Genomic DNA, 21,791 nt, shown 5'->3' on the forward strand with positions numbered 1-21,791 from the left:
TTTTGAAGACTATTGAGATAACGAGGAACCGAGCATGAGTAGCGGACACATCGTTCAGATCATTGGCGCGGTTATCGACGTGGAATTTCCGCGTGAATCCGTACCCAACGTTTATGACGCACTGCTGCTTGAAGGTGGCGAAACAACTCTGGAAGTCCAGCAGCAGCTGGGTGACGGCATTGTTCGTACCATCGCCATGGGCAGCACCGAAGGCCTCAAGCGGGGCCTGAAAGCAGAAAACACCGGCAAGGCGATTTCCGTGCCGGTTGGTACCGCCACACTGGGCCGTATCATGGATGTCCTGGGTCGTCCTATCGACGAACAGGGCGAGATCGGCGAGGAAGAGCGCTGGGGTATCCATCGCAAGGCACCGGGGTACGCCGACCAGTCGGCGTCTGCGGACCTGCTGGAAACCGGCATCAAGGTGATCGACCTGATCTGCCCGTTCGCCAAGGGTGGTAAGGTTGGCCTGTTCGGCGGCGCCGGCGTGGGCAAGACCGTTAACATGATGGAACTGATCAACAACATCGCGAAAGAGCACTCCGGTCTCTCCGTATTCGCCGGTGTTGGTGAGCGTACCCGGGAAGGTAACGACTTCTACTACGAAATGAAGGACTCCAACGTCCTTGATAAGGTAGCGATGGTCTACGGCCAGATGAACGAGCCTCCCGGCAACCGCCTGCGTGTGGCACTGACCGGTCTGACCATGGCCGAGAAGTTCCGGGACGAAGGTCGTGACGTACTCTTGTTCGTCGACAATATCTACCGTTACACCCTGGCGGGCACCGAGGTATCAGCACTGCTGGGCCGGATGCCTTCCGCGGTAGGTTACCAGCCGACCCTGGCCCAGGAGATGGGTGAGCTGCAGGAGCGGATCACATCCACCAAAGACGGTTCCATCACCTCCATCCAGGCGGTATACGTACCGGCGGATGACCTAACTGACCCGTCCCCCGCGACCACGTTCTCTCACCTGGACGCGACTGTGGTACTGAGCCGTGACATCGCTTCAAAGGGTATCTACCCGGCGATTGACCCGCTGGACTCCACCTCCCGTCAGCTGGATCCGCTGGTGATTGGTGAAGAGCATTACGAAGTGGCCCGTGGCGTACAGACCAACCTGCAGCGCTACAAGGAACTGAAGGACATTATCGCCATCCTGGGTATGGATGAACTGTCAGAAGATGACAAGCTGACCGTTGCCCGCGCCCGTAAGATTGAGCGTTTCCTGTCCCAGCCGTTCCACGTTGCTGAGGTGTTTACCGGCTCCCCCGGTAAGTACGTCTCCCTGAAGGAAACCATTAGCAGCTTCAAGGGCATTCTCAATGGCGACTATGATGACCTGCCGGAGCAGGCCTTCTATATGTGCGGTACCATTGAAGAAGCGGTCGAAAAAGCGAAGGAACTGAAATCCAAGGGTGACAAGTAAGTCACCTAACCTTCGCTGACCGACCTGAGAGGCAACTGAGATGGCTATGACCGTACATTGTGACGTCGTAAGTGCCGAGGAAAAAATCTACTCCGGTCTGGTGGAAATGCTGATTGCCACCGGATCCGAGGGCGAGCTGGGCATTCAGCCCGGCCACGCCCCGCTGCTGACTGCCCTGAAGCCTGGTCCTGTGCGGATCATCAAGCAGGGCGGCGATGAGGAGATCCTCTATGTCTCTGGTGGCTACCTGGAGGTTCAGCCCTCCATCGTCACCCTGCTGGCCGATACCGCCGTCCGGGCCAAGGACGTGGACGAAGCCGCAGCGCTGGAAGCCCAGCGGGAGGCCGAGAAGGCACTGGTAAACAAGACTGGTGAGTTTGAGTACTCCAGGGCTGCTGCCGAGCTGGCAGAAGCCATGGCGCAGCTCCGTACCCTGCAGAAACTGCGCAACAAGGTACGCTAGGAGTCTGCGGATGAAATCGCAGCGGTGCGACTTTCCTCCGCGAAGACTCCCGGGTCGTTCCCAGGGAACGTGCTCACCGAAGCCGCATCCGAAGTGGTGGCGTTAGCAGGCGTTATGTCTGGCAAACGTTACCCCGAAGGTTGCGGCTTTTTTATTGAAGACGCTTCCAAAGGGAACTTGGTATCAATCAGAGGAATCAGGAACCGGCCATGACTGCCCCCCTCCATGTCATCATCCTGGCTGCTGGCCAGGGCTCCCGCATGAAATCCAGCCTGCCCAAGGTATTACACCAGGTGGCCGGCAAACCAATGCTGCATCATGTTATGGACACTGCCCGCACCCTCGGCGCAGAGGGGATTCATGGCGTTATCGGCCATGGTGCGGACCAGGTGCGGTCGGTTACCCCGGCGGGCGATGTCACCTGGGCCCTGCAGGAGCAGCAACTGGGTACCGGACATGCGGTGGCCCAGGCGTTACCTGCCGTTCCGGACGGCGCGGTGGTACTGGTACTTTACGGTGATGTCCCCCTGATCAACCCGGAAACCCTTGTGGCCCTCGTGTCACGGGTTAACGAACAGAGCCTGGGTCTGCTGACGGTGGACCTGGGCAACCCGGATGGCTATGGCCGGATCCTCCGCAATGAGCGTGGTCAGGTGACCGCCATTGTCGAGCAGAAAGACGCTTCGGATTCCCAGAAAGCGATCCGGGAAGTAAACACCGGTATCCTTGCGGTCTCTTCCGACCACCTCAAGCGCTGGTTGCCGGAGCTGTCCAACAGCAATGCCCAGGGCGAATACTACCTGACCGATATTATCGCCATGGCGGCAGGCGAGGGGCTGACCATAGAAGTCGCCCAGCCAGGCCACGAAGAGGAAGTGCAGGGCGTGAACAACCGCCTGCAGCTGGCTGAACTCGAGCGCTGGTATCAGCGTTGCGAAGCCCGCCGGCTGATGACCGAAGGGGCCACGCTGGCTGATCCGGCCCGAGTGGATGTACGGGGCAGCCTGACCATCGGGCAGGATGTGCTGATCGACGTGAACGTGGTGTTCGAAGGGGACGTGACCCTTGGCAATAATGTATCCATCGGCCCCAACTGCGTGATTCGCGATGCCGAACTGGCAGACAATGTCACCGTGCACGCCAACTCGATCATTGAGGGGGCTGTGGTGGCCGAGCACTGCCAGGTCGGCCCGTTTGCCAGGTTGCGCCCGGGCACCCGCCTGGCCCGCGCCGCCAAGGTCGGCAACTTCGTGGAAACCAAGAAGGCCGAGGTGGGCGAAGGCAGCAAGATCAACCACCTGAGTTACGTGGGCGACGCCATACTGGGTCGTAATGTGAATGTAGGTGCAGGTACCATCACCTGTAACTATGATGGCGTAAACAAGTTCCAGACGGTGTTGGGTGACAATGTATTCGTCGGCTCCAACACCGCCCTGGTGGCACCGGTGACCGTGGACAATGACGCCGTGATCGGCGCGGGTTCGACCATTACCGCCCATGTCGACGAGAAGGATCTGGCTGTCGCCCGTAGCCGCCAGCGTAATATCAAGGGCTGGAAACGGCCGGAAAAGAAAGACTGACCCCCGTTAATAACAGGACGGAATCACTATGTGTGGCATTGTTGGAGCAGTTTCCCAGAGGGACGTGGAAGGCATCCTGCTGGAAGGCCTGAGGCGACTGGAGTACCGGGGCTACGACTCCGCTGGCCTGGCTACCCTGGACAGCAGCGGTCAGGTAAATCGCGCCCGTGAGCTCGGCAAGGTTGCGGCCCTGGCGGATGCAGTCGCCGCCCACCCGGCGCCGGGTCACGTGGGCATTGCCCACACCCGCTGGGCCACCCATGGCGAGCCCTCCCGCATCAACGCCCATCCGCATATGTCCGGCGAACGACTTGCCATTGTCCACAACGGCATTATCGAGAATTACCAGGCCCTGCGGGACCAGCTCCGGGAAGAGGGCTACAGCTTTACCTCCCAGACCGATACCGAAGTGATCGCTCACCTGATCGAAAAGCACTATCAGGAAGACCGTAATCTGTTCCGGGCGGTGAAGGCCGCGATTGGCCAGCTACGGGGCGCCTTTGCCCTGGCAGTGGTACACGCGGACGAGCCGGACCATCTGGTGGTCTGCCGCGAGGGCAGCCCACTGGTTATCGGTGTGGGTATCGGGGAGAACTTTATTGCCTCCGACCAGCTGGCGCTGTTGCCGGTAACCGACCGCTTCATGTTCCTGGAAGAGGGTGATCTGGCGGATATCCACCTGGATCGTGTAGCCATCTTCGACCGTGAGGGAGCGCCCGTCGAGCGGGAGATTACCCGTTTTGAACACGGCCACGACGCCGCCGACAAGGGCGAATACCGTCATTACATGCTCAAGGAAATCTACGAGCAGCCGGCGGTTATCAAGGCCACCATGGAAGGCCGCCTCACCGACAGCCATGTACTGGAGCAGGCCCTGGGCACCGAAGCCGGCAAGCTGCTGGAGAACGTGCGCCACGTGCAGATCATCGCCTGCGGTACCAGCTACCACGCTGGCATGGTCGCCCGTTACTGGATCGAGGAACTGGCCGGTGTGCCCTGTTCCGTGGAAGTGGCCTCCGAGTTCCGTTACCGCAAGCATGTAATCCAGCCGGATACGCTGTTCCTGTGCATCTCCCAGTCCGGCGAGACCGCCGATACTCTGGCGGCCCTGCGCCAGGCCAAAAAGGCCGGCTTCCGCGCCGCCCTGGCCATCTGTAACGTACCGGGCAGCTCACTGGTGCGGGAGTCGGACCTGGTGGTGATGACGCAGGCTGGCCCGGAAATCGGTGTGGCCTCCACCAAGGCCTTCACCACCCAGCTGACCGCCCTGCTGTTGTTCACCCTGGCCCTGGCCCGCCACAACGGTCTCTCAGAAGAGAAGGAAACCGAGATCGTTCAGGCCCTGAAACTGGTACCGGGGCAGGTGGCGGACGTGCTGGCTCTCGACGGTGACATCGCGGAACTCAGCGAAGCCTTTGTAGACAAGCACCACAGCCTGTTCCTGGGCCGCGGCTCACAGTTCCCGGTCGCCCTGGAAGGCGCCCTCAAGCTCAAGGAAATCTCCTACATCCACGCCGAAGCCTACCCGGCCGGCGAGCTCAAGCACGGACCGCTGGCCCTGGTGGACAGCGAAATGCCGGTGGTCACCGTGGCCCCCAACAATGACCTGGTGGAAAAGCTCAAGTCCAACCTGGAAGAAGTCCGCGCCCGGGGCGGTGAGTTGTTCGTCTTCGCTGATCGCGACGCTGGCGTCACCGCCGAGGACGGCATTCACGTCATGCAGATCCCGTCAGTCCACCCCATCACCGCGCCTATCGTGTTCACTGTGCCACTGCAGTTGCTGGCTTACCATGTGGCGGTGCTGAAGGGCACGGATGTGGATCAGCCGCGGAATCTGGCGAAGAGTGTGACGGTGGAGTGATCTGAAGCCTGTCTGCCGCGGATTCAGGATCTGCGACAGACAGGCCCCCACACCTTGAATCCCGCTTCCCGGCCTATATAACCTGTCCTGAGGTTGCAGTAGCTCAGGCGGTAGAGCTACTGATTCGTAATCAGTAGGTCTGGGTTCGACTTCCACCTGAAGCTCCAGACAGGGCACGGCCAGTCAGGGTGCTCGCCTTACGATTAAACCGCTGCTGAGTCAGAGTCGGTTCGCGAATGAGCAGGTCGACTAGCCCACGGTATTGCAAGAAGCGCAAAGTGCTGCTCTCCCCATCAATCGTTCGGAATTTTCGGTAATGGCTGGCCACCGGCGAACGATTTGATGTCCTTTGTCCAACTAAGATGCCTTGCCCCAGTAATTAAAATGCCGTTAAGCCGGCGCGCCGACGGACTTATAGATAGAGGCCGTCTTGCGAATTTTAAGTTCCTTGATGCGATCACTTATCCATGTAATACCTCTATGAAGCCTCTTAGTAACCCATAGAATGTTAATTAATCTGTCGAAAATAAATTATTAAGAGCATTTGGAAAGCATTCCGTTAAAAATCTTAAAAGAATTGTCCTATATGATTTAAGAAACTGTCCTCGAACGCATGCGTAATAGTGATGATACTCAAGTACACCCACCAAGTGGTTTGTCCAGGTTACCCCGTGGCACCCGAGCAAAGCTAAGTGCGCCACATTAATAGCGGCTAAATTGGCTGCCGTCACGCCGTAGGCCACGGGTTTGCTTGGTGCTAGTGGGGCCAGCGTGCTTGGGCAAGGTACATCACCAGCTAGAGCCAATGACAACAATTTCGGTAACGGCAGGAGTTATGACAATAAAAAGCAGCGACATAAAAGGTTATTGCCATGCGGACTTCGATCAAGTGAGGGAAGAATTCCAGCGAAACTTTGAAGAGCATGGCGAAATAGGCGCATCGGTGGCCATTCAGATCGACGGAGAAACAGTGGTTGACCTCTGGGCCGGAACAGCCGATCAAAACAGTGGGCGGCTCTGGCAAGTAGATACCAGCGCGGTAATATTCTCCTGTGGCAAAGGGATTTCCTCGCTTTGCTTGCATATGTTGGCCGATCGAGGACAGCTCGATTTTGAAGCGCCGGTGGCAAAATACTGGCCGGAGTTTGCTGCCAACGGTAAGGAAAAAGTCACGGTGGCAATGGTAATGGCACACCAGGCGGGCCTTCCGGTATGGGATGAGCCTTTGCCAGATGGCGCCATGCTGGAATGGGATCTGGTAACGCAACGTTTGGCCGAGCAGACCCCCATGTGGGAGCCGGGTACTACGCACGGATACCATGCTCTATCGCATGGCTATTTGGTGGGTGAAATCCTGCGACGAATCGATGGCCGAACGATTGGTAGGTTTCTGGCCGAAGAAATTGCGGGGCCGTTGAAGGCGAATGCTTGGATAGGTTTGCCTGAAGAGGAAGAAGGCAATGTAGCTACAGCTTACTTCGATGAACCCAGTCCGACTTCGCCTATGTTCCAAAAGATAATGAATGAGCCTGACTGGTTTGGTTGTAAGCTGATCAATAATACAGGCGGTGATATTGATCCGGCGATGATCAATTCTCGCGCCCGTCATGCAGTGGAGATTCCGGCGGCGGGTGCAATTGCGACCGCGCGGGGACTCGCTCGAATTTATTCAGTGCTGGCCAGAGATGGCTCTGTCGATGATATCCGATTGTTGAAGCCTACATCAATTGCCCCAATGGCAACTGTTCGGTCAGCTTCTGATGTGGATTTGGTACTACGTGTACCGACCGCATTTACGTTAGGGTATTCGAAGCAGATGGGTCATCGTGGACTTGGCGAAGGAGAGCACGTAATCATAGGTGAACACGCTTTTGGCCATGCTGGAATGGGCGGAAGTATGGGATTTGCTGATCCACAGGATCGTATGTCCTTTGCCTATGTGATGAATCGGCATGGAAGCGGTGTGGGATTGAATAACCGTGGACAAAACTTGGTGGATGCGGCTTATCGCTCTCTCGGTTACTCTGAGGCCGCCACGGGCGCGTGGGCCAAACGGATCTAATCAACGAGGCCGGTCCCGACCTCCACCAGGTTATAGCTTTCGAATTCAATGCACCTTTGGGCATGGTGGTCATCCATCATGTCCATTAAGGAACCCTCAAGCCGTAGTTGGGAAGCGTGCAGATACTCGGTAGTACGTGAGGACTTCGCGGACCCGATAGGTCCTAGTCGAATGAGCATAGCTGCTCTCGGAGTTTGTCCATTACCATCGAATTGCTACCAGGGCGCGTAATTCGCTTACTGCGTAAGTCTGAAATGGAGACACCAGCTGCCAAGCGTAACGCACGGCGTAGACTGCGAGAGTCTGAATAGTCTAGTTCTGTCGCAATGTCATCCACGTTCCTGCCTGCTTCAAACAACGGCATGGCCTTCTCTAACAAAGCTTCACGGCGAATTTCGAGAAAAGTTGAGCCTTCATAGTCTAACGCTTTCCGCATTTGACTCTCGGTCATGCCCAGTCGAGCTGAGCATGCGTTGAAGGGCAAGTTCTCCAGCATCAGATGTTCAAATACCGCTGCGCTGACGGGCGCCACATCAGCGCGCCAGCGTTGCGAGCCTGGCCTTGTCGGATGGTGTTCTAGCCAGAAAAGCGTTGCATCAGACACCGGGGTATCCGTTAGCGTGTGGCGGATAGGGAAATTATTGTATTTAGATGGGAAGGCGAGTGAAGTTCTGGGACCTGCATACACCATTGCGTTCAGATAGGAATGCCGCCTGCGCATCTCGGGATGAAAATCAGCTGTAGTAGCCACGGACGTAATAGGCAGAAAGAAATTCAACAGATAGGAAAGCTCTGCATGCAGAAACTGAAGCATCAGCTCCTCCACTGCTGAGGTTACAGATGACGGCTCGCCATCAATCTTAATTTCTATGCGGGTACATGACCCCGTACTGACGCGTTGGATCGAGCAGGAACTGTTAACCAGTGAGTAGTAACGGATCAATGCATCGATTGCCGCACCAAGGCTTTTGGCGGAAACCATGACCCGAAGACCAGTCGCAGCAGTGCCTATCTTCATGGGAGAGTTTGCAACCCCGTGTAGCTCATCTTCCACGGTGCCTATTAGGCGGGAACAGAACAGGGTACATTCCCAGGGATCAAGAGCCTGATTATAGTCGGGTTGCCCTTTAAGCTGTTTGGTGAAAATATCGCTCAAAAGGTATGAGGGATCTACGCCACGCTGTGAAGCGATTATTGCTGTTTGTGCTATCCAACCCAATTTCAACGCTGTGACTCCATGCCATAATAGAGAAGGCTGTTCTAGCGGCAGTACCGGTGCCAGGGACGCCTTCCCACAATTGTCTACACCAAAGCATAGAGAAGACAACGATTTCAACGTATTTTTCAATCCCCGATGTATCAACGGCGTTGTCACCTGACGCTTTCCACCATGCTCCATTACGTTCCGGAGCGTAAGAACATGACTCTCCAAAAGAAGACCTCTCATGGAGGCAACAACCATTTCCATGTGGAAACACGGTGAAAACATTAAAGGTCGACGCGGGTTTCCAGTCAACAGCTTTAACCAATCAGGTGTGACGAAACTGAGGGGGGCGTTAGTGGAGGGGCGCCAACAGAGTGCCCTGAATTAGCTGAAACTTTAGCAAGGCCACGATGGCGGGAAAGATAAGAACTGGCCCGGCGGAAACACGTAATTGAGGTTCCGAAGGCTAAACATCCCGACCACTGATCCGACGGTAGCGGAAACTCCAGCTTGCACGATTTTATGGTTCTGGTTTGGAAAAAGCAGCAAACTTTGTCAAAGATCTGACGACTTGAGCCCGAAATCTGCGTTGACCGAACTAGACGCATAGAGATTGAGCAAGCACTCAGTGAAGAACTGTCCTCTCAACGATAAAAGCTGTCCTCGAATAGGACCTCCCATGTAGTGATAATGCCATAGAAGCGCCAACGAATGTGCTTCACCCTGGTCAGAACCAGTTGTCGAGACGTTCGATACAGTGAGTTTAGTTCCAGTACTGCAAACAAAATCCACAACAATAAACTAAGCTGAGAGTAGTAAATGAACAATAATACTAATTTCCCATTACAATCCCCTAGTTCCTCATCTGAATTTTCAGATACGAACAGTATGCCCACAGACAAGAGCTACTTTAGAATAAAAATAATGTTGAGAAGAACCTTTTGGGCCATTACCGGACTGGCTATGTTGTGCTTTACGCATACATCATATGCTGCGGAGAGTGTAGTTTCAGCGAACCCAACAGGGGGAACTGATGTAAGCGCAGCTATAGTTCCACCGAAGTCTGGGGCCTATGGCGCAATTACAACCATTCCAATGCTCTATTCATCGGGATATCGTGACAGCGATGGTAATAAAGTCGAGGGACCGAACAAGATCTATAGTGCGCTCGGGGGACTTAGCCTTCTTTATGTTTACGACTATAAGCCACTTGGGGGAACACTGTCTTCCAGCTTTTCGGCTTTCTATCAGTACGCCGACACCACGTTATTTGGGAGAAGCGAGTCGATAACAGGCTTCGTTGATCCTTACTTAGATCTATTCTACTACAGTAAGCATGTTGGTTTGGCAGGCGCGGAACCTGGCTCCAAGATGCTACCTTACGGTCTTACCTTGGCCTTTGGCACAGGCGCTCGCCTCCCATGGGGCCGTTATGACACGGATAATCTGCTTAATCCTGGCGTAAATTACTATCTCCTCTCACCAAATGCGGCTTTCACGTACATGACTGGCCCTAACCTGTCTTTTGGGGACTCAACTGAAATCAGTGCAAGGGCATTCTATGGTATCCCGTTTCGTAATGATGATACCGATTATAAGAGTGGTGATACGCTTAGCGTCGATTTCGCGGTTGCGCAACATTTCGGCGAATTTAGTGTTGGCCTCGCTGGAAATCGCACTGTTCAGGTTGAGGACGACGATCCGGGCGAATCAGGTGTCCCAGTCGTTGACGGCAAAAAGACGAGCCAGTGGGCGCTTGGGCCGGTGGTCACCTATAGGCCATCAGGGTCCGATCTTTATCTGAAGGCGAAGTACCTTCGTTACTTTAAGTCGCGTAATAATCTTGATAGTAACGCGTTGTTGTTCAGTGTTGCATTCCCTTTATAGGTCTTTGTGAATTAGAACAGTTATTGGTATGTATCGCCCCCGCTTAATAGGTCGAATTAAAATGCGGGGTATACAAGATAAGCTGTCATTCTCTGAGCCTCAGGCTCAAGCTAATAAACGCCATGTTTGGTTGGCCCCATTTTCCTTGGGGGCCAACCCTTTTTCAGCGCCGATTAGTTTGAATGAGGATTGACTACCAGCAGGAAGTAACCATGACATTGAACCCGCTTGGTCCCCTTGGCACTCATCAGCTATCTCCTGGCCGCCTCTCCGGCCAGTTACTCTAAACGTCGTGATTGAGTTACCAACTATTTTCTAATCTCACACTACCGTGCAAGATGCTCCGAGCCAGATCCTAAATCCGGTTGCAGGCACCTTGAAATATCTCAATCGCTTCATGGAGCTGCTGCTGGTTAACGATGAGCGGGGGAAGCCATCGAACGATGTTGCCGTGCACGCCGCAGCGCAGTAGCAGCAGGCCGCCCTCTTCGCAGGCCTTTATAAGTGCTTCGGCACGCGAGGGGCTGGGCTGGCCATCGTGATCAACAATGTTGACCGCCTGCATCAGGCCGATGCCCCGAACATCATGAATAATGGGGCACAGGCCAGAGAGTGCTTCCAGTCGTTGCCTGAGAAAACGGCCCATCTCGCGGGCGTTATCCACGAGGCGCTCGGATTCGATCACATCGAGGGTGGCAAGGGCTGCGGCGCAGGCCACGACATTGCCCCCATAAGTGCCTCCCTGGGATCCGGGCCAGCCTTTTGCCATAAGCTCTCTGGAGGCCCCCATAAAAGAGAGGGGCATGCCGCTTGCCAGCCCTTTCGCAGACACGAGAATGTCTGGCACAACGCCGGAGGGCGTATGGGCCCAGTAGCTTCCGCTGCGGCCATTTCCACACTGGACCTCGTCAAAGATCAGCAGGATGCCATGTCTGTCACAGCATTCACGCAGGCCTTGCAGGAAGGACGCGGGTGCCGGGACGAACCCTGCTTCCCCCTGCACGGGTTCGATAATGATGGCGGCGGTTTCCTCGGGCGTGCTCTGGGTCATCAGTATCCGATCAAGCTCACGGAGACAGAAATCGGTTGTCCGACCCTCGCTCCAGCCGTACCAGTACGGGTCAGGAAAAGGGGCGATAACGGCACCTCCCATCATGGGCTGGACGCCATGCCGCACCTTGGCGTTCGAGGAGGTCAGCGACAGGGCGCCCATGGTGCGGCCATGGAATGCCCCCTGAAACGCAATGATATTGGTCTTGCCGCTGGCCTGCCGAGCCAGGCGCACGGAAGCCTCAACCGCTTCGGTACCGGCGTTGGAAAAGAAGAACGAGTTGATACGGGAGGGCGTTAGTCCGTCTAGCCGTTCGGCGAGCTTTAACATCGGGGAATGGCGCACAATGGCATATTGGGCATGAATCAGTCTTCCCGCCTGTTCACGGATCGCGTTGACCACGGCAGGGTGGCAATGGCCGGTACTCAACACGCCAATGCCGGAGGTAAGGTCAAGGTATCTCTGGCCGGACCCATCCACCAGATAACAGCCTTCACCGCTAGCCGCTTCCAGCTTGCTGGATTGTTGCAGAAGGGGCGAGAGGTTGTTGCTGTGATTCATATTATGTCTCCAATCTTTCGTTGGGCCGTTGTGGCATCGTCAATACGAATACCGAACCGGCGATGAGCACAGTGTGCAATGATAGGAATGCCCATAACTCCACCAGATAGAGAGTGGTGCATACGGACTCCTGATTAGAGCACCAGGAAAAGGCATGGGTTGGCAGCAACCAGAGTTCGTAGCTACTGTGCATGAGCATGATGAAAACCATGGTCCGTTTGAGCATCAGGCTTCCAAGCAATGCGACTGCAATTCGGGCGGAACCGGCAACCCAGGCATCGCCCCCTTGCAAATGCCATAGAAATGCCAGCGCTTGGTCTCCAGCGGGTGAGATGACATCTGTTACGCCGGTCAGACCGAGGTACCAGTCTGGCGCAGCAGATGCTAATACGCCGGACACTACGGGCGGCAGGCCTCCAAGCCAGAGCAGTGCCGAGAGCTGTTTGTGCCGCTTCTGAGGATTATTGCTTCTGTTCGGTGAAACCATCACTTGCGTTCCCCCAGGCGATTGCTCCAGTTTTCGATCTGACCTGTTTCCAGGCGACGAGCTGCAAGACGTCGCCAACTGTCACTGAGCCCTTCAAGTACTGACATGGCCTCCAGGGCCTGCCAGTCCTGTGTTCTGGTGTAGAGCACGGTTACCAGGCGGGACACGGGCCAGAGCGGATTGGGACGATGGAGAAGGCGAAGTTGGTCGCCCTCGCTAATGCGGCCCGGATCAAGAACGCGGTAGTACCAACCGGTTCTTCCGGAGTGTTGCAGGCGCCTTGCAATGTCCGGTACACCGAAACGGGTGTTGAGCTTCCAGCAGGGCTGGCGTGCCTGGGAAACCTGGACCACCGCATTGCCAAGGCCCCAGTGGTCGCCAACACAAACGTCGTCTTCGTTCATCCCGGCGACAGCCAGGTTTTCCCCGAAGGCGCCGGGTTGACTCAGGACATCCAGATCCCCCAGCTCTTTCCGCCAGAAAACATAGTGATCCAGGCAGTACTGATGCACGGCCTTTTCTATTCCGCCGTGGCGCTTCAGGTCTCCCTGCTCGTCGCCGGTGAAACCGGTCAGTCCAAGTTCGGCACTGGCAACCGGGAATTTGCGTATGCCGCTTGGCACTGCCTGTGGGCCCAAAGGCGCAACACCGCCAATCAGCAGCCGGTTTACAGGCAGTTTCAGGCACATTGCGTCAACCACCTGTGAAAGACGTCCCTGGCAATGGGTTCCAGCCTGGGCAGGTACCTCTGTGCCGCTGCCCGCATTGCCGCCACGTCAGTGCCAATGGAGGCCAGTTCATGGCAGTGGCCAACAAGCCAACGTTCGAAGCCCAGCAGGGGCACTTCCAGATGAAACTGCAATCCCAGGATTTGTGAGCCATACAGGAAGGCCTGGTTCGTGCATGCGGATGTGTAGGCCAGGGCGGGTAACTGCTCATCTGTTTGGCAGGCCTCGCCGTGCCAGTGCAGTACCGCTTCCGCATCGGCCAGCGGAGCCAGCACGGATTGGCTGCCGGCTTCGGTCAGGGCCAGCGGCGCGAATCCGATTTCCCCGGAAGCCATGGGTTCGACTCTGGCGCCCATAGCACGTGCAATGATCTGGGCGCCCAGGCATATGCCCAGCAGGGGCCGACCGCTTGCAATCTGGCGGTTTACCAGGCGCTGCTCTATGGCAAGAAACGGGTAAGCGTCGGTATCGTTCGCGGAGATGGGACCCCCGAGGACAATCAGAAGGTCCGGTGTCATCTGCGCCAGCTCGGTCAGGTCATCCACTCCAACATCCCAGTAGTGGTAGTGGTAACCGTGCTCAGCCAGGATTGGGGACAGCAGGCCAAGATCCTCGAAATGGATATGACGGATAACATGCGCGACTTCCATGTTGACAAATGTCCTATGCCAAATATAATAATGTCATGAGTAAAGAATATCTGGAAGGAAAAACGGCTGTCAAGATTGCCGAAAGTATTGAGCATGCCATTCAATGCGGGCAACTGGCCGGAGGCGATTCCCTGCCATCCGTCCGTGAGGCGGCAATGATGCTGGACGTTAACCGAAACACGGTGGCGCAGGCATACTCCCGGCTGCGCGAGCGTGGTTGGGTCTACGGGCGCGGTCGGGGTGGTACCCGGGTAATGCCACTGCACGAGGAAGGAGAAGCACTCGGGGAGGCGCCAGTTTTCCCCGGTACCGTTGATCTCGCTTCCGGTAATATCGACCCTACGTTGCTGCCATCCCTGAAGCGGGCCGCTGCGGAAGTCGACTGGCAGCAGACCGGATACGACCGGTCCGGTGAGGACCCTGAACTGCTTGGCCTGTTCCGGGACATGTTGGCGCGTGAAGGTGTACCGGCGGACTCGATGATGCTAGGGCATAGCGCCCTGGATCTCATCGAACGGGCGTTGCGGGTTCGGGCGCCGATCGGGGAAAAGGTCCTGGTCGAGGATCCTGTCTGGCCGCCACTGCTTGCATTGCTGCGATCCCTTGGCCTTGTGGTGGAGCCGGTGCCCCTTGACGATAAGGGGGTTATGCCGGAGGAGCTTGCCGGCAGGCTCGGTGCCGGTGTGGCCGCCGTTGTGCTGACGCCGCGTGCCCAGAATCCGACCGGTATCGATCTCCCCGCCGGGCGTCTTGAGCGGATTCAGGGTGCGTTGCGAGACCATCCGCGGACGCTCCTGATCCTGGATGATCACTGGGGGCCCCTGTCCGAAGCGCCACCACCGGCTATTGATCCCGGCGCACCCACCTGGTTGCTGGTACGGTCGGTTTCCAAGTTCCTCGGTCCGGACCTGCGCCTGGCCGTTGCCACCGGCGACGCGGACACCGTCAACCGAATGGCCAGGCAGTTTGCCCTGGGGCCACGTTGGATCAGCCGCCTGGTACAGCGGATTGCCGTGCAACTCCTCCGTAGCGAACAGACCAAATCGCAGCTTCGGACTGCCCGGGCCACGTATGCCTCCCGTCACAAGGCACTGGCTGATGCTTTGCGTCGGCATGGGTTTACGGTCAGTTCCGGTTCCGGTGTCAATCTGTGGCTTCCCGTGAAGAACGAAGCGGCGATGGTTGAACGCATGACCGCGCGTGGCTACCGGATTCAGGCTGGCCAGCCATTCCGGCTGCGGTCGGAGCCCGGTATCAGGCTCAGTGTCGGGAATCTTCCTGTCGAAGAAGCCGACACCGTTGCCGAGGCCCTTGCTGAGTGCACACGGGGTGCCTCAACGCCAATGGTGTAGAGACGGTAGCGCCTGAACGCAGAAAACGTTTGGTCAGGTTAGAAAAACCAGTGGAAAGCCGTTCCAGTCAGTGCAGCGACTGTTAAATCACACCTGAGTATCCGGCGTTAGGGGGCGTCAACCCGGCTGTGCGGGTTGGTCACCTAACCGATCCGCTTCATCGAGGTGAAAGTCGTGTTGCTTCAGCGCGCCGCCGAAGTCGGAATGCTGCATGGCCCAGAATCCGAGAAAACCATAATTCGGGCGCAGGGTTGGGTCGCTGAGCAGCATTCTGGCCATCAGGACGGTCGGTACGGCAGTCGCCTGGTAAAGATCCCTATGCCAGAGAGACATCTCAAGGGTCTCGCCGTCGTATTCCAGTTCCGCGACCAGGGCAAGGCCAAAGGGAGGATGGCTGAACCGGCGCATCGCATGAAAAAAGAGGGACTGGCGTGTCCCGGGGCTCAGTAAATGGAGCAGCCCGAAGCGTTCCAGTGTCATCAGTGTGTCTGTTACCGGATTCAGGCCCGCGTGGTAGAAGCTGAACCGCTCAAGACCAAGCTGGTCTGGCAAATCGCTCAATTCCTGGAGGTGAATTGGGACGCAAACGCCACAACCAAGTCCTCCTGGGAATCGGTGTGCGCGCATGTCCCAACCGGGTACCTTCCGCCATCCCCGACGATAGCGCCATCCCTGGTTGCCCACCTCGTCCAGGATATCGCCCACACCGTCCCAGCCAATACGGTCAGAGCGATACCGCCCCCAGAGCTTCAGTGAGTTTGCCGCAGGATGCCTTGAGGTCGCATAGCGCACAAGCCACCCCGGCAATCCAGGATTGGCGCCGGCATCCAGAATGAAGCGGCTCTTGCCAGACTTAATGGTGTCGGCCCATTCGGCGAAAATACGAGCCTTTGCAGCCATAGGAGCGAGATCGATGAAGTCCGTGCTATGTCGGATACAGCCTTCAATCAGAGCACCCAGACTCCTGTCGGATAATGGGCAGGCAACAATCACTAGGTCACAACCCTTCGGACACCCGGCTGCAGCCTCTATCGTCGAGAGGTCGATTGTGAGCGCGTGGAAATATGCGTGGTTGCCGGGTAATGCCTGCAGGCAGGCGGCGCTCTCCCGGCCTTTGTCCGGTGAGCGGCCAGCCAGTGTGATGTGGCCCTGGAAGTCTTCCCCGAGAAGGCGGGCAAGCCGGTATCCTGCTTCGCCGTAGCCGCCCAGAATGAGAACGTGTTTTGCTGGACTATGTGTCATCACTTTCCACCTCGTTTTTGATGTAATTAAGTTCAACGAGTGTGTGATGTGCGGCATCCGCTTCGATGTCCAATAGTGCCGACATGAACCAACTGGCCATTCGCCCGCCGATTGTGTCTGGAAATTGTCCATAGACACGGTGAGACAAGCGCAGCCCGGGTCCCGTACGGGTGGCCTCTATGCGGAGATCGCCACCTTCCTGAATTTCCAGAAGATCTATGCCAAGTACACGATAGGTTGTATCCGCTGACCAGCGATATCGGTCCTTGGGGTATACATCGTACACGCGACCGTCGAGAGCCCCTCGATACCCCCCGACAGTTTCCACTTGTGTGAATGTCAGGCCTTCCCTGAAGGGTGCGGAGGGTTCAGAGGTGATGGTGGTGCTGAGGTGGGCAGTGTTGGACTCATGAAAGGATCCTTCGAAGTCTGTAACAGCGCGCCAGATTTCTTCCCGGTTTCCGTCAATGACAACGCTTTCCGTGACGTCAACTTCGCGGGGATTGACTGCGATTAAGATTAGTAGGAAGGTGAGCAGGATTAAGGCGAAGATACTCTTTGTAAATTTTCGCATTGGAAAGATCCCTGTATCTTTTTCGGTAGTCGTCATAGCCATTAAAAAGGCTGTAGTAGATACAGGGTCAAGTTTCTTAGGGCCATCGGTTGGCTCATCTTTTAAGGAGAACGTAACCCTCGGTGTTCCATCGATCAAGGCGTTGGTCGCCTCCTGTACTGCTCTCATCCTATATGCATCCAGTATGAGCTATATCAGCAGCCGGTTAGCGATAGAGTGAGGTTTGGGGCGCTTATTTGTTGCCAACTTTTTGCGCTACCATACCTGTTTTGATTGCAGTATGCCTTGGGATATAGTCCTGTTTCACTGCTGCTCAAGCGCCGCTGTCCTGCATCAGAAATGAGCAGGTTTGCCCCAAAGGACAAGGAGTTGTCGTATGTCCCAGTCGATTGATTTCAGTCTGTATATTACTTCCCGGTTTCTGATAGCTCTTCTTCTGGCGGTAACCCTGAGTGGATGCGGTGTGGGGTTGTCGCAGGAAGCGGATTTCAATGCAAGTGAGGGTCGTTGTTACTCAATGACACCCCTGCTTCAGACCTTACCGCAAAGCTCCCAACTGGGTCGTCTGGTAGAGACTGAAAGGGGCTGCACGATTGATCGTGTCTGGGTCACCTATGCTGAGGATGACTCCCCTGACAGTCCCTACTTCTACATCTCCACTATCGTACTGGATGGAGAATCCCCGTTCGTACGCGACTTCACTCTGGATGGAACGGCTGATATCTCTGGCCCTACGGTCCCCAAAGTGGCTATTACATCGAGTGGAGAGAGTGCGATCAAAAGCCTTGAGAGCTGTCAGAAGCAAGGTGTTGAGCTCGGTAGCGCCAGGCCGATGCAGGACATTCATATTTTGACGGAGGTTGCTGGCCAATCGGTCTGTATTCTTACCCACACCTTCAACGGAAAGCTCACAGGAACTCTGAGCCTCCTGCCGAGGCCAGACCTCATGATGGATATTCGCTACTTTCGCCAATCGGATGGACAACCCTATGATGCCGACGACATAGCGGAGTTAATGCTACCGCTTGTTTTCGAGTTGACTATCCCCGACCAGAATTGGCCAGGCCCGGCTGATAGCCATTAGTGGGGTCTGGGCTTTGGGCCTGAAGGCCAATGATGAGTGCCCTGCCAGGACACTCATCACAGCACCCGGATAGCTTGCTAGCCTATTGGTAACGTTATTAGCGGAGTCTGCCAGGAACCAATAACTAACCAGCCTGCCGCAGCTCCTTCGCCGCCGCCACCATATTCTCCAGCGCCGGCACCACCTCCTCCCACTGGCGGGTCTTGAGGCCGCAGTCCGGGTTCACCCACAGGCGTTCCGCTGGCACCCGTTCCGCCGCCTTGCTCATCAGGCTGACAATCTGCTCCCGGGACGGAATGTTCGGGGAGTGGATGTCGTACACCCCCGGGCCGATCTCGTTCGGGTAGCGGAACTCCTCAAACACATCCAGCAGCTCCATGGCGGAGCGGGAGGTCTCAATGGTGATCACGTCCGCGTCCATGCGGGCGATGTCCCTGATGATGTCGTTGAACTCCGAATAGCACATATGGGTATGGATCTGAGTGGTGTCGCTGACGGCATTGGCGGTGATGCGGAACGCGTCAACGGCCCAGTCCAGGTAATCCTGCCACTGGGAGCGCCGCAGGGGCAGGCCTTCCCGCAGGGCGGCTTCGTCGATCTGGATGATGTTGACGCCGGCGGCCTCCAGGTCCAGTACCTCCTGGCGGATGGCCAGGGCCAGCTGGAATGCCGTATCCCGCCGTGGCTGGTCGTCCCGCACGAAGGACCAGTTGAGGATGGTCACCGGGCCGGTCAGCATCCCTTTCAGGGGCTTGTCGGTCAGGGAGCGGGCGTAGGCAATCCATTCCACGGTCATGGGCCCGGGGCGCTGGATATCGCCGTAGAGAATGGGTGGCTTCACGCAGCGCGAGCCGTAAGACTGTACCCAGCCGAAGCGGGTAAACAGGTAACCTTCCAGCTGCTCCCCGAAGTACTCCACCATGTCGTTGCGCTCGGCCTCGCCGTGTACCAATACATCGAGCCCCAGTTTCTCCTGTTCCCGCACCGCATGTTCAATTTCCGCCTTCATGGTGGTGACGTAGAGTTCGTGGCTGATTTCCTGTTTGCGGTAAGCCAGCCGGGTCTTGCGAATGTCGGTGGTCTGGGGGAAGGAGCCGATAGTGGTGGTCGGGTAGTGGGGCAGCTTTAATGCGGCGGCCTGCTTTTCCGCCCGCACGGAGTAGGGGCTCTGACGCTCGCCCAGTTCCGGGGTGATCGCCTGGGCCTGCTCTTTCACGTTCGGGTTATGGACCCGGGTGGAGGCCCGGCGGCTGGCGATGGCGCGGGCGTTGTCCGCAAGTTGCGTGGCTACCGCGTCGGTACCATGGTTGAGGGCCGTCCGTAGCACCCGGAGTTCGTCCAGTTTCTGGGTGGCGAAGGCCAGCCAGCTACGGATCTCCGGATCAAGCCCGGTTTCCAGCGCCAGGTCGACCGGAACATGCAGCAGGGAGCACGACGGCGCCACCCACAGGCGGTCCCCGAGCTTGTCATGGATCGGCGCCAGCCACTCCAGCACTGCGCGCAAATCTGTCTTCCAGATATTGCGGCCATTGATCACCCCCATTGACAGCACCTTATGAGGCGGCAGCCAGTCGACCACGGCATCCACTTCCTGCCGGCCGCGAATGGCATCCACATGCAGACCGGCAACCGGCAGGTTACAGGCTTGCTGGAGGTTTTCCCCCAGGGCACCAAAGTAGGTGGTCAGCAGCAGTTTCGTACGGCTGCCTTTCAGCTGGTGGTAGGCAGTCTCGAAGGCCAGTTTCCAGTCGGCGTCCAGCTCGGTGACCAGGACGGGTTCGTCCACCTGTACCCAGTCCACGCCCAGGTCTGCCAGTTGCTCCAGCAGCTGGCCGTACACTGGCAGCAGTCGCCGCTCGAGCAGTTCCAGCCGCTCGTATCCGTCCCGGGCCTTGCACAGCCAGAGGTAGGTGACCGGGCCGATGATCACCGGCTTTGGCGTGACACCAGCGCTGCGGGCCTCGGTAATCTGGTTCACCAGGCGCTGGCTGTTGAGGGAGAACTCTGTGCCTTCGGCGACTTCCGGAACGATATAGTGATAGTTGGTATCGAACCACTTGGTCATCTCGCCGGCGGCGACACCGGAACAGCCACAATCCGCCGGTGATCGGCCCCGGGCGACACGGAAATAGTCGTCCAACTGGCTGCCTTTCAGCCCCTGCACCCTCTCGGGTAGGTGACCGAGGGTGAAGCTCATATCCAGTACATGGTCGTACAGGGAGAAGTCGCCTACGGGTGCCAGGTCCAGATCCGCCTGGGCGTGCCAGTTCTGCGCGCGCAGGGCGGCGGCCGATGTCAGCAACTCGTCAGCGGTCGTCTTCTGCTTCCAATAGTCTTCCAGGGCGAATTTCAGTTCCCGGCGGGTGCCGATACGGGGAAACCCGAGGTTGTGTGCCTGTGCCATGATGACGCTCCTGTTGATCGATAAGTGGAGCGAGCATAGCGGCTGTAGTTCATGACGAAAAATGGTTAAATGTCACCAAACCATGACCAGAATTCATGATATGCCATGATTGAACGAAGCCACCTCAGAATCCTGCGGGAAATCGAACGCCAGGGCTCGCTGACCGCAGCCGCGCGGGCGTTGCACCTGACCCAGTCTGCCCTCAGCCACAAGATCACCCGGCTGGAGCAATTGCTGGGCACGCCCCTGTGGCAGAAGGAAGGCCGTGGCCTGAAGCTGACCCAGGCCGGCGACTACCTGCTGCGGGAGGCCAACCGCCTGTTGCCCCAGTTGGAGCGGGTGGATGAGCGACTGTTGCAGTTCGCCCGGGGGGAACGGGGTGCCCTCAACATCGGCATGGAATGCCACCCCTGTTACCAGTGGCTGCTCAAGGTGGTGGACCCGTTCCTGGCCCGCTGGCCGGGGGTGGATGTGGACGTCACCCAGAAATTTCAGTTTGGTGGCATGGCGGCGCTGTTTAACCACGATATCGACCTGTTGGTCAGCCCGGACCCCATCCGGCGGGAGGGCATCCATTTCGAGCCGGTGTTTCCCTACGAGCAGGTGCTGGTGGTCGGCCGGGACAGCGAGCTTGCCGGGCTGGAGCGGGTAACCCCGGAGCAGGTGGCCGCCCAGACACTGTATACCTACCCGGTGGCCATCGACCGTCTGGACATCTTCCAGCAGTTCCTGCTGCCCGCCAATTGCCTGCCCCGGAAACACAAGGTGCTGGAAGCCACCGAGATGATGTTGCAGATGGTCGCTGCCGGTCGGGGTGTGGCTACACTGCCGCTTTGGCTGGTGGAGGAATACGCTGAGACCTTGCCCATCGTCCCGGTGCGGCTCGGGGAGCAGGGTATCCACAAGCACATCAACCTGGGCGTAAGAACTGCCGACCTCCACGACCAGCACACCCGCGCCTTTATCGGGATAGCGGCGGAGAGCTCTCCGGCCTGATCACTTCCGCTTTCTGAAATGTCTCGCTTGTTAGGGAAGATTTCTCTGTATATAGTGTTAATGTCCTTGGCGAACTACCAGATATAGTGATTAATCACTGATCAAACTGGTAACGGGAATCCGGTGAGAATCCGGAACTGACGCGCAGCGGTATTGGGGAACGAGCGGGCATCATG

General features: G+C 57.1%; 17 protein-coding genes. 9 read left to right on the forward strand and 8 right to left on the reverse strand.

Annotation, left to right across the window (positions count from 1 at the left end; all coding sequences use genetic code 11):
- The first annotated feature begins 34 nt into the window (after window positions 1-34).
- From atpD to ACFOZ5_RS01560, 5 genes are all read left to right on the forward strand, one after another.
- Window positions 35-1,429, forward strand: coding sequence for a F0F1 ATP synthase subunit beta (atpD, locus tag ACFOZ5_RS01540; RefSeq protein ID WP_379884954.1), 1,395 nt, complete (start codon window positions 35-37; stop codon window positions 1,427-1,429).
- A gap of 40 nt (window positions 1,430-1,469) precedes the next feature.
- On the forward strand, window positions 1,470-1,892 hold the full coding sequence (locus ACFOZ5_RS01545) for a F0F1 ATP synthase subunit epsilon (protein WP_379884955.1): 423 nt from the start codon (window positions 1,470-1,472) through the stop codon (window positions 1,890-1,892).
- A gap of 209 nt (window positions 1,893-2,101) precedes the next feature.
- Window positions 2,102-3,472 (forward strand): bifunctional UDP-N-acetylglucosamine diphosphorylase/glucosamine-1-phosphate N-acetyltransferase GlmU, encoded by a 1,371-nt coding sequence (gene glmU, locus ACFOZ5_RS01550; protein ID WP_379884957.1) that lies wholly within the window; start codon window positions 2,102-2,104, stop codon window positions 3,470-3,472.
- Window positions 3,473-3,500: 28 nt separating this feature from the next.
- Complete coding sequence (gene glmS, locus ACFOZ5_RS01555) at window positions 3,501-5,333, forward strand: glutamine--fructose-6-phosphate transaminase (isomerizing) (protein WP_379884958.1); 1,833 nt, start codon at window positions 3,501-3,503, stop codon at window positions 5,331-5,333.
- A gap of 835 nt (window positions 5,334-6,168) precedes the next feature.
- Window positions 6,169-7,395, forward strand: coding sequence for a serine hydrolase domain-containing protein (locus tag ACFOZ5_RS01560; protein ID WP_379884959.1), 1,227 nt, complete (start codon window positions 6,169-6,171; stop codon window positions 7,393-7,395).
- Between the two features lie 163 nt (window positions 7,396-7,558).
- Here the strand turns inward: ACFOZ5_RS01560 and ACFOZ5_RS01565 are convergent, their stop codons facing one another.
- Window positions 7,559-8,863 carry an AraC family transcriptional regulator gene (locus ACFOZ5_RS01565; RefSeq protein ID WP_379884960.1) on the reverse strand — a complete coding sequence of 435 codons (1,305 nt, stop codon included), beginning with the start codon at window positions 8,861-8,863 and terminating at the stop codon, window positions 7,559-7,561.
- A gap of 555 nt (window positions 8,864-9,418) precedes the next feature.
- On the opposite strand from ACFOZ5_RS01565, the gene ACFOZ5_RS01570 reads away from it, so the two are divergent.
- A complete protein-coding gene (locus tag ACFOZ5_RS01570; RefSeq protein ID WP_379884962.1) occupies window positions 9,419-10,486 on the forward strand; it encodes a SphA family protein in 1,068 nt (355 codons plus the stop codon).
- A gap of 355 nt (window positions 10,487-10,841) precedes the next feature.
- On the opposite strand, the gene ACFOZ5_RS01575 is transcribed toward ACFOZ5_RS01570, so the two are convergent.
- From ACFOZ5_RS01575 to ACFOZ5_RS01590, 4 genes are read right to left on the reverse strand one after another with little or no spacing between them, the layout of a single operon-like run.
- A complete protein-coding gene (locus ACFOZ5_RS01575; RefSeq protein ID WP_379884963.1) occupies window positions 10,842-12,098 on the reverse strand; it encodes an aspartate aminotransferase family protein in 1,257 nt (418 codons plus the stop codon).
- Between the two features lies 1 nt (window position 12,099).
- Entirely contained in the window at window positions 12,100-12,588 is a 489-nt protein-coding gene (locus ACFOZ5_RS01580) for a hypothetical protein (RefSeq protein ID WP_379884965.1), read from the reverse strand.
- Entirely contained in the window at window positions 12,585-13,274 is a 690-nt protein-coding gene (locus ACFOZ5_RS01585) for an MOSC domain-containing protein (protein WP_379884966.1), read from the reverse strand. Before ACFOZ5_RS01585 ends, ACFOZ5_RS01580 begins: the two co-directional genes overlap by 4 nt.
- Window positions 13,265-13,963, reverse strand: a complete 699-nt coding sequence (locus ACFOZ5_RS01590; RefSeq protein WP_379884967.1) for a glutamine amidotransferase — start codon at window positions 13,961-13,963, stop codon at window positions 13,265-13,267. Before ACFOZ5_RS01590 ends, ACFOZ5_RS01585 begins: the two co-directional genes overlap by 10 nt.
- Before the next feature lie 35 nt (window positions 13,964-13,998).
- Here ACFOZ5_RS01590 and ACFOZ5_RS01595 point away from each other — a divergent pair, with 35 nt between their 5' ends.
- Entirely contained in the window at window positions 13,999-15,315 is a 1,317-nt protein-coding gene (locus tag ACFOZ5_RS01595) for an aminotransferase class I/II-fold pyridoxal phosphate-dependent enzyme (RefSeq protein ID WP_379884968.1), read from the forward strand.
- 117 nt (window positions 15,316-15,432) lie between these two features.
- Here the strand turns inward: ACFOZ5_RS01595 and ACFOZ5_RS01600 are convergent, their stop codons facing one another.
- Both ACFOZ5_RS01600 and ACFOZ5_RS01605 read right to left on the reverse strand, forming a co-directional pair.
- On the reverse strand, window positions 15,433-16,557 hold the full coding sequence (locus ACFOZ5_RS01600; protein ID WP_379884969.1) for a saccharopine dehydrogenase: 1,125 nt from the start codon (window positions 16,555-16,557) through the stop codon (window positions 15,433-15,435).
- Entirely contained in the window at window positions 16,547-17,299 is a 753-nt protein-coding gene (locus tag ACFOZ5_RS01605; protein WP_379884971.1) for a hypothetical protein, read from the reverse strand. The genes ACFOZ5_RS01600 and ACFOZ5_RS01605 overlap by 11 nt, the downstream gene beginning before the upstream one ends.
- A 208-nt stretch (window positions 17,300-17,507) precedes the next feature.
- Between ACFOZ5_RS01605 and ACFOZ5_RS01610 the strand changes: the two genes are divergently transcribed.
- Window positions 17,508-18,215 (forward strand): hypothetical protein, encoded by a 708-nt coding sequence (locus tag ACFOZ5_RS01610; RefSeq protein WP_379884972.1) that lies wholly within the window; start codon window positions 17,508-17,510, stop codon window positions 18,213-18,215.
- A 124-nt stretch (window positions 18,216-18,339) separates the two neighbouring features.
- On the opposite strand, the gene metE is transcribed toward ACFOZ5_RS01610, so the two are convergent.
- A complete protein-coding gene (gene metE, locus ACFOZ5_RS01615; RefSeq protein WP_379884973.1) occupies window positions 18,340-20,619 on the reverse strand; it encodes a 5-methyltetrahydropteroyltriglutamate--homocysteine S-methyltransferase in 2,280 nt (759 codons plus the stop codon).
- A gap of 105 nt (window positions 20,620-20,724) precedes the next feature.
- On the opposite strand from metE, the gene ACFOZ5_RS01620 reads away from it, so the two are divergent.
- Window positions 20,725-21,615 carry a LysR family transcriptional regulator gene (locus ACFOZ5_RS01620; protein WP_379884974.1) on the forward strand — a complete coding sequence of 297 codons (891 nt, stop codon included), beginning with the start codon at window positions 20,725-20,727 and terminating at the stop codon, window positions 21,613-21,615.
- The last annotated feature ends 176 nt before the right edge of the window (window positions 21,616-21,791 follow it).

It is taken from the genome of Marinobacter lacisalsi, from assembly GCF_042651045.1.
Classification (GTDB): Bacteria; Pseudomonadota; Gammaproteobacteria; order Pseudomonadales; family Oleiphilaceae; genus Marinobacter; species Marinobacter lacisalsi.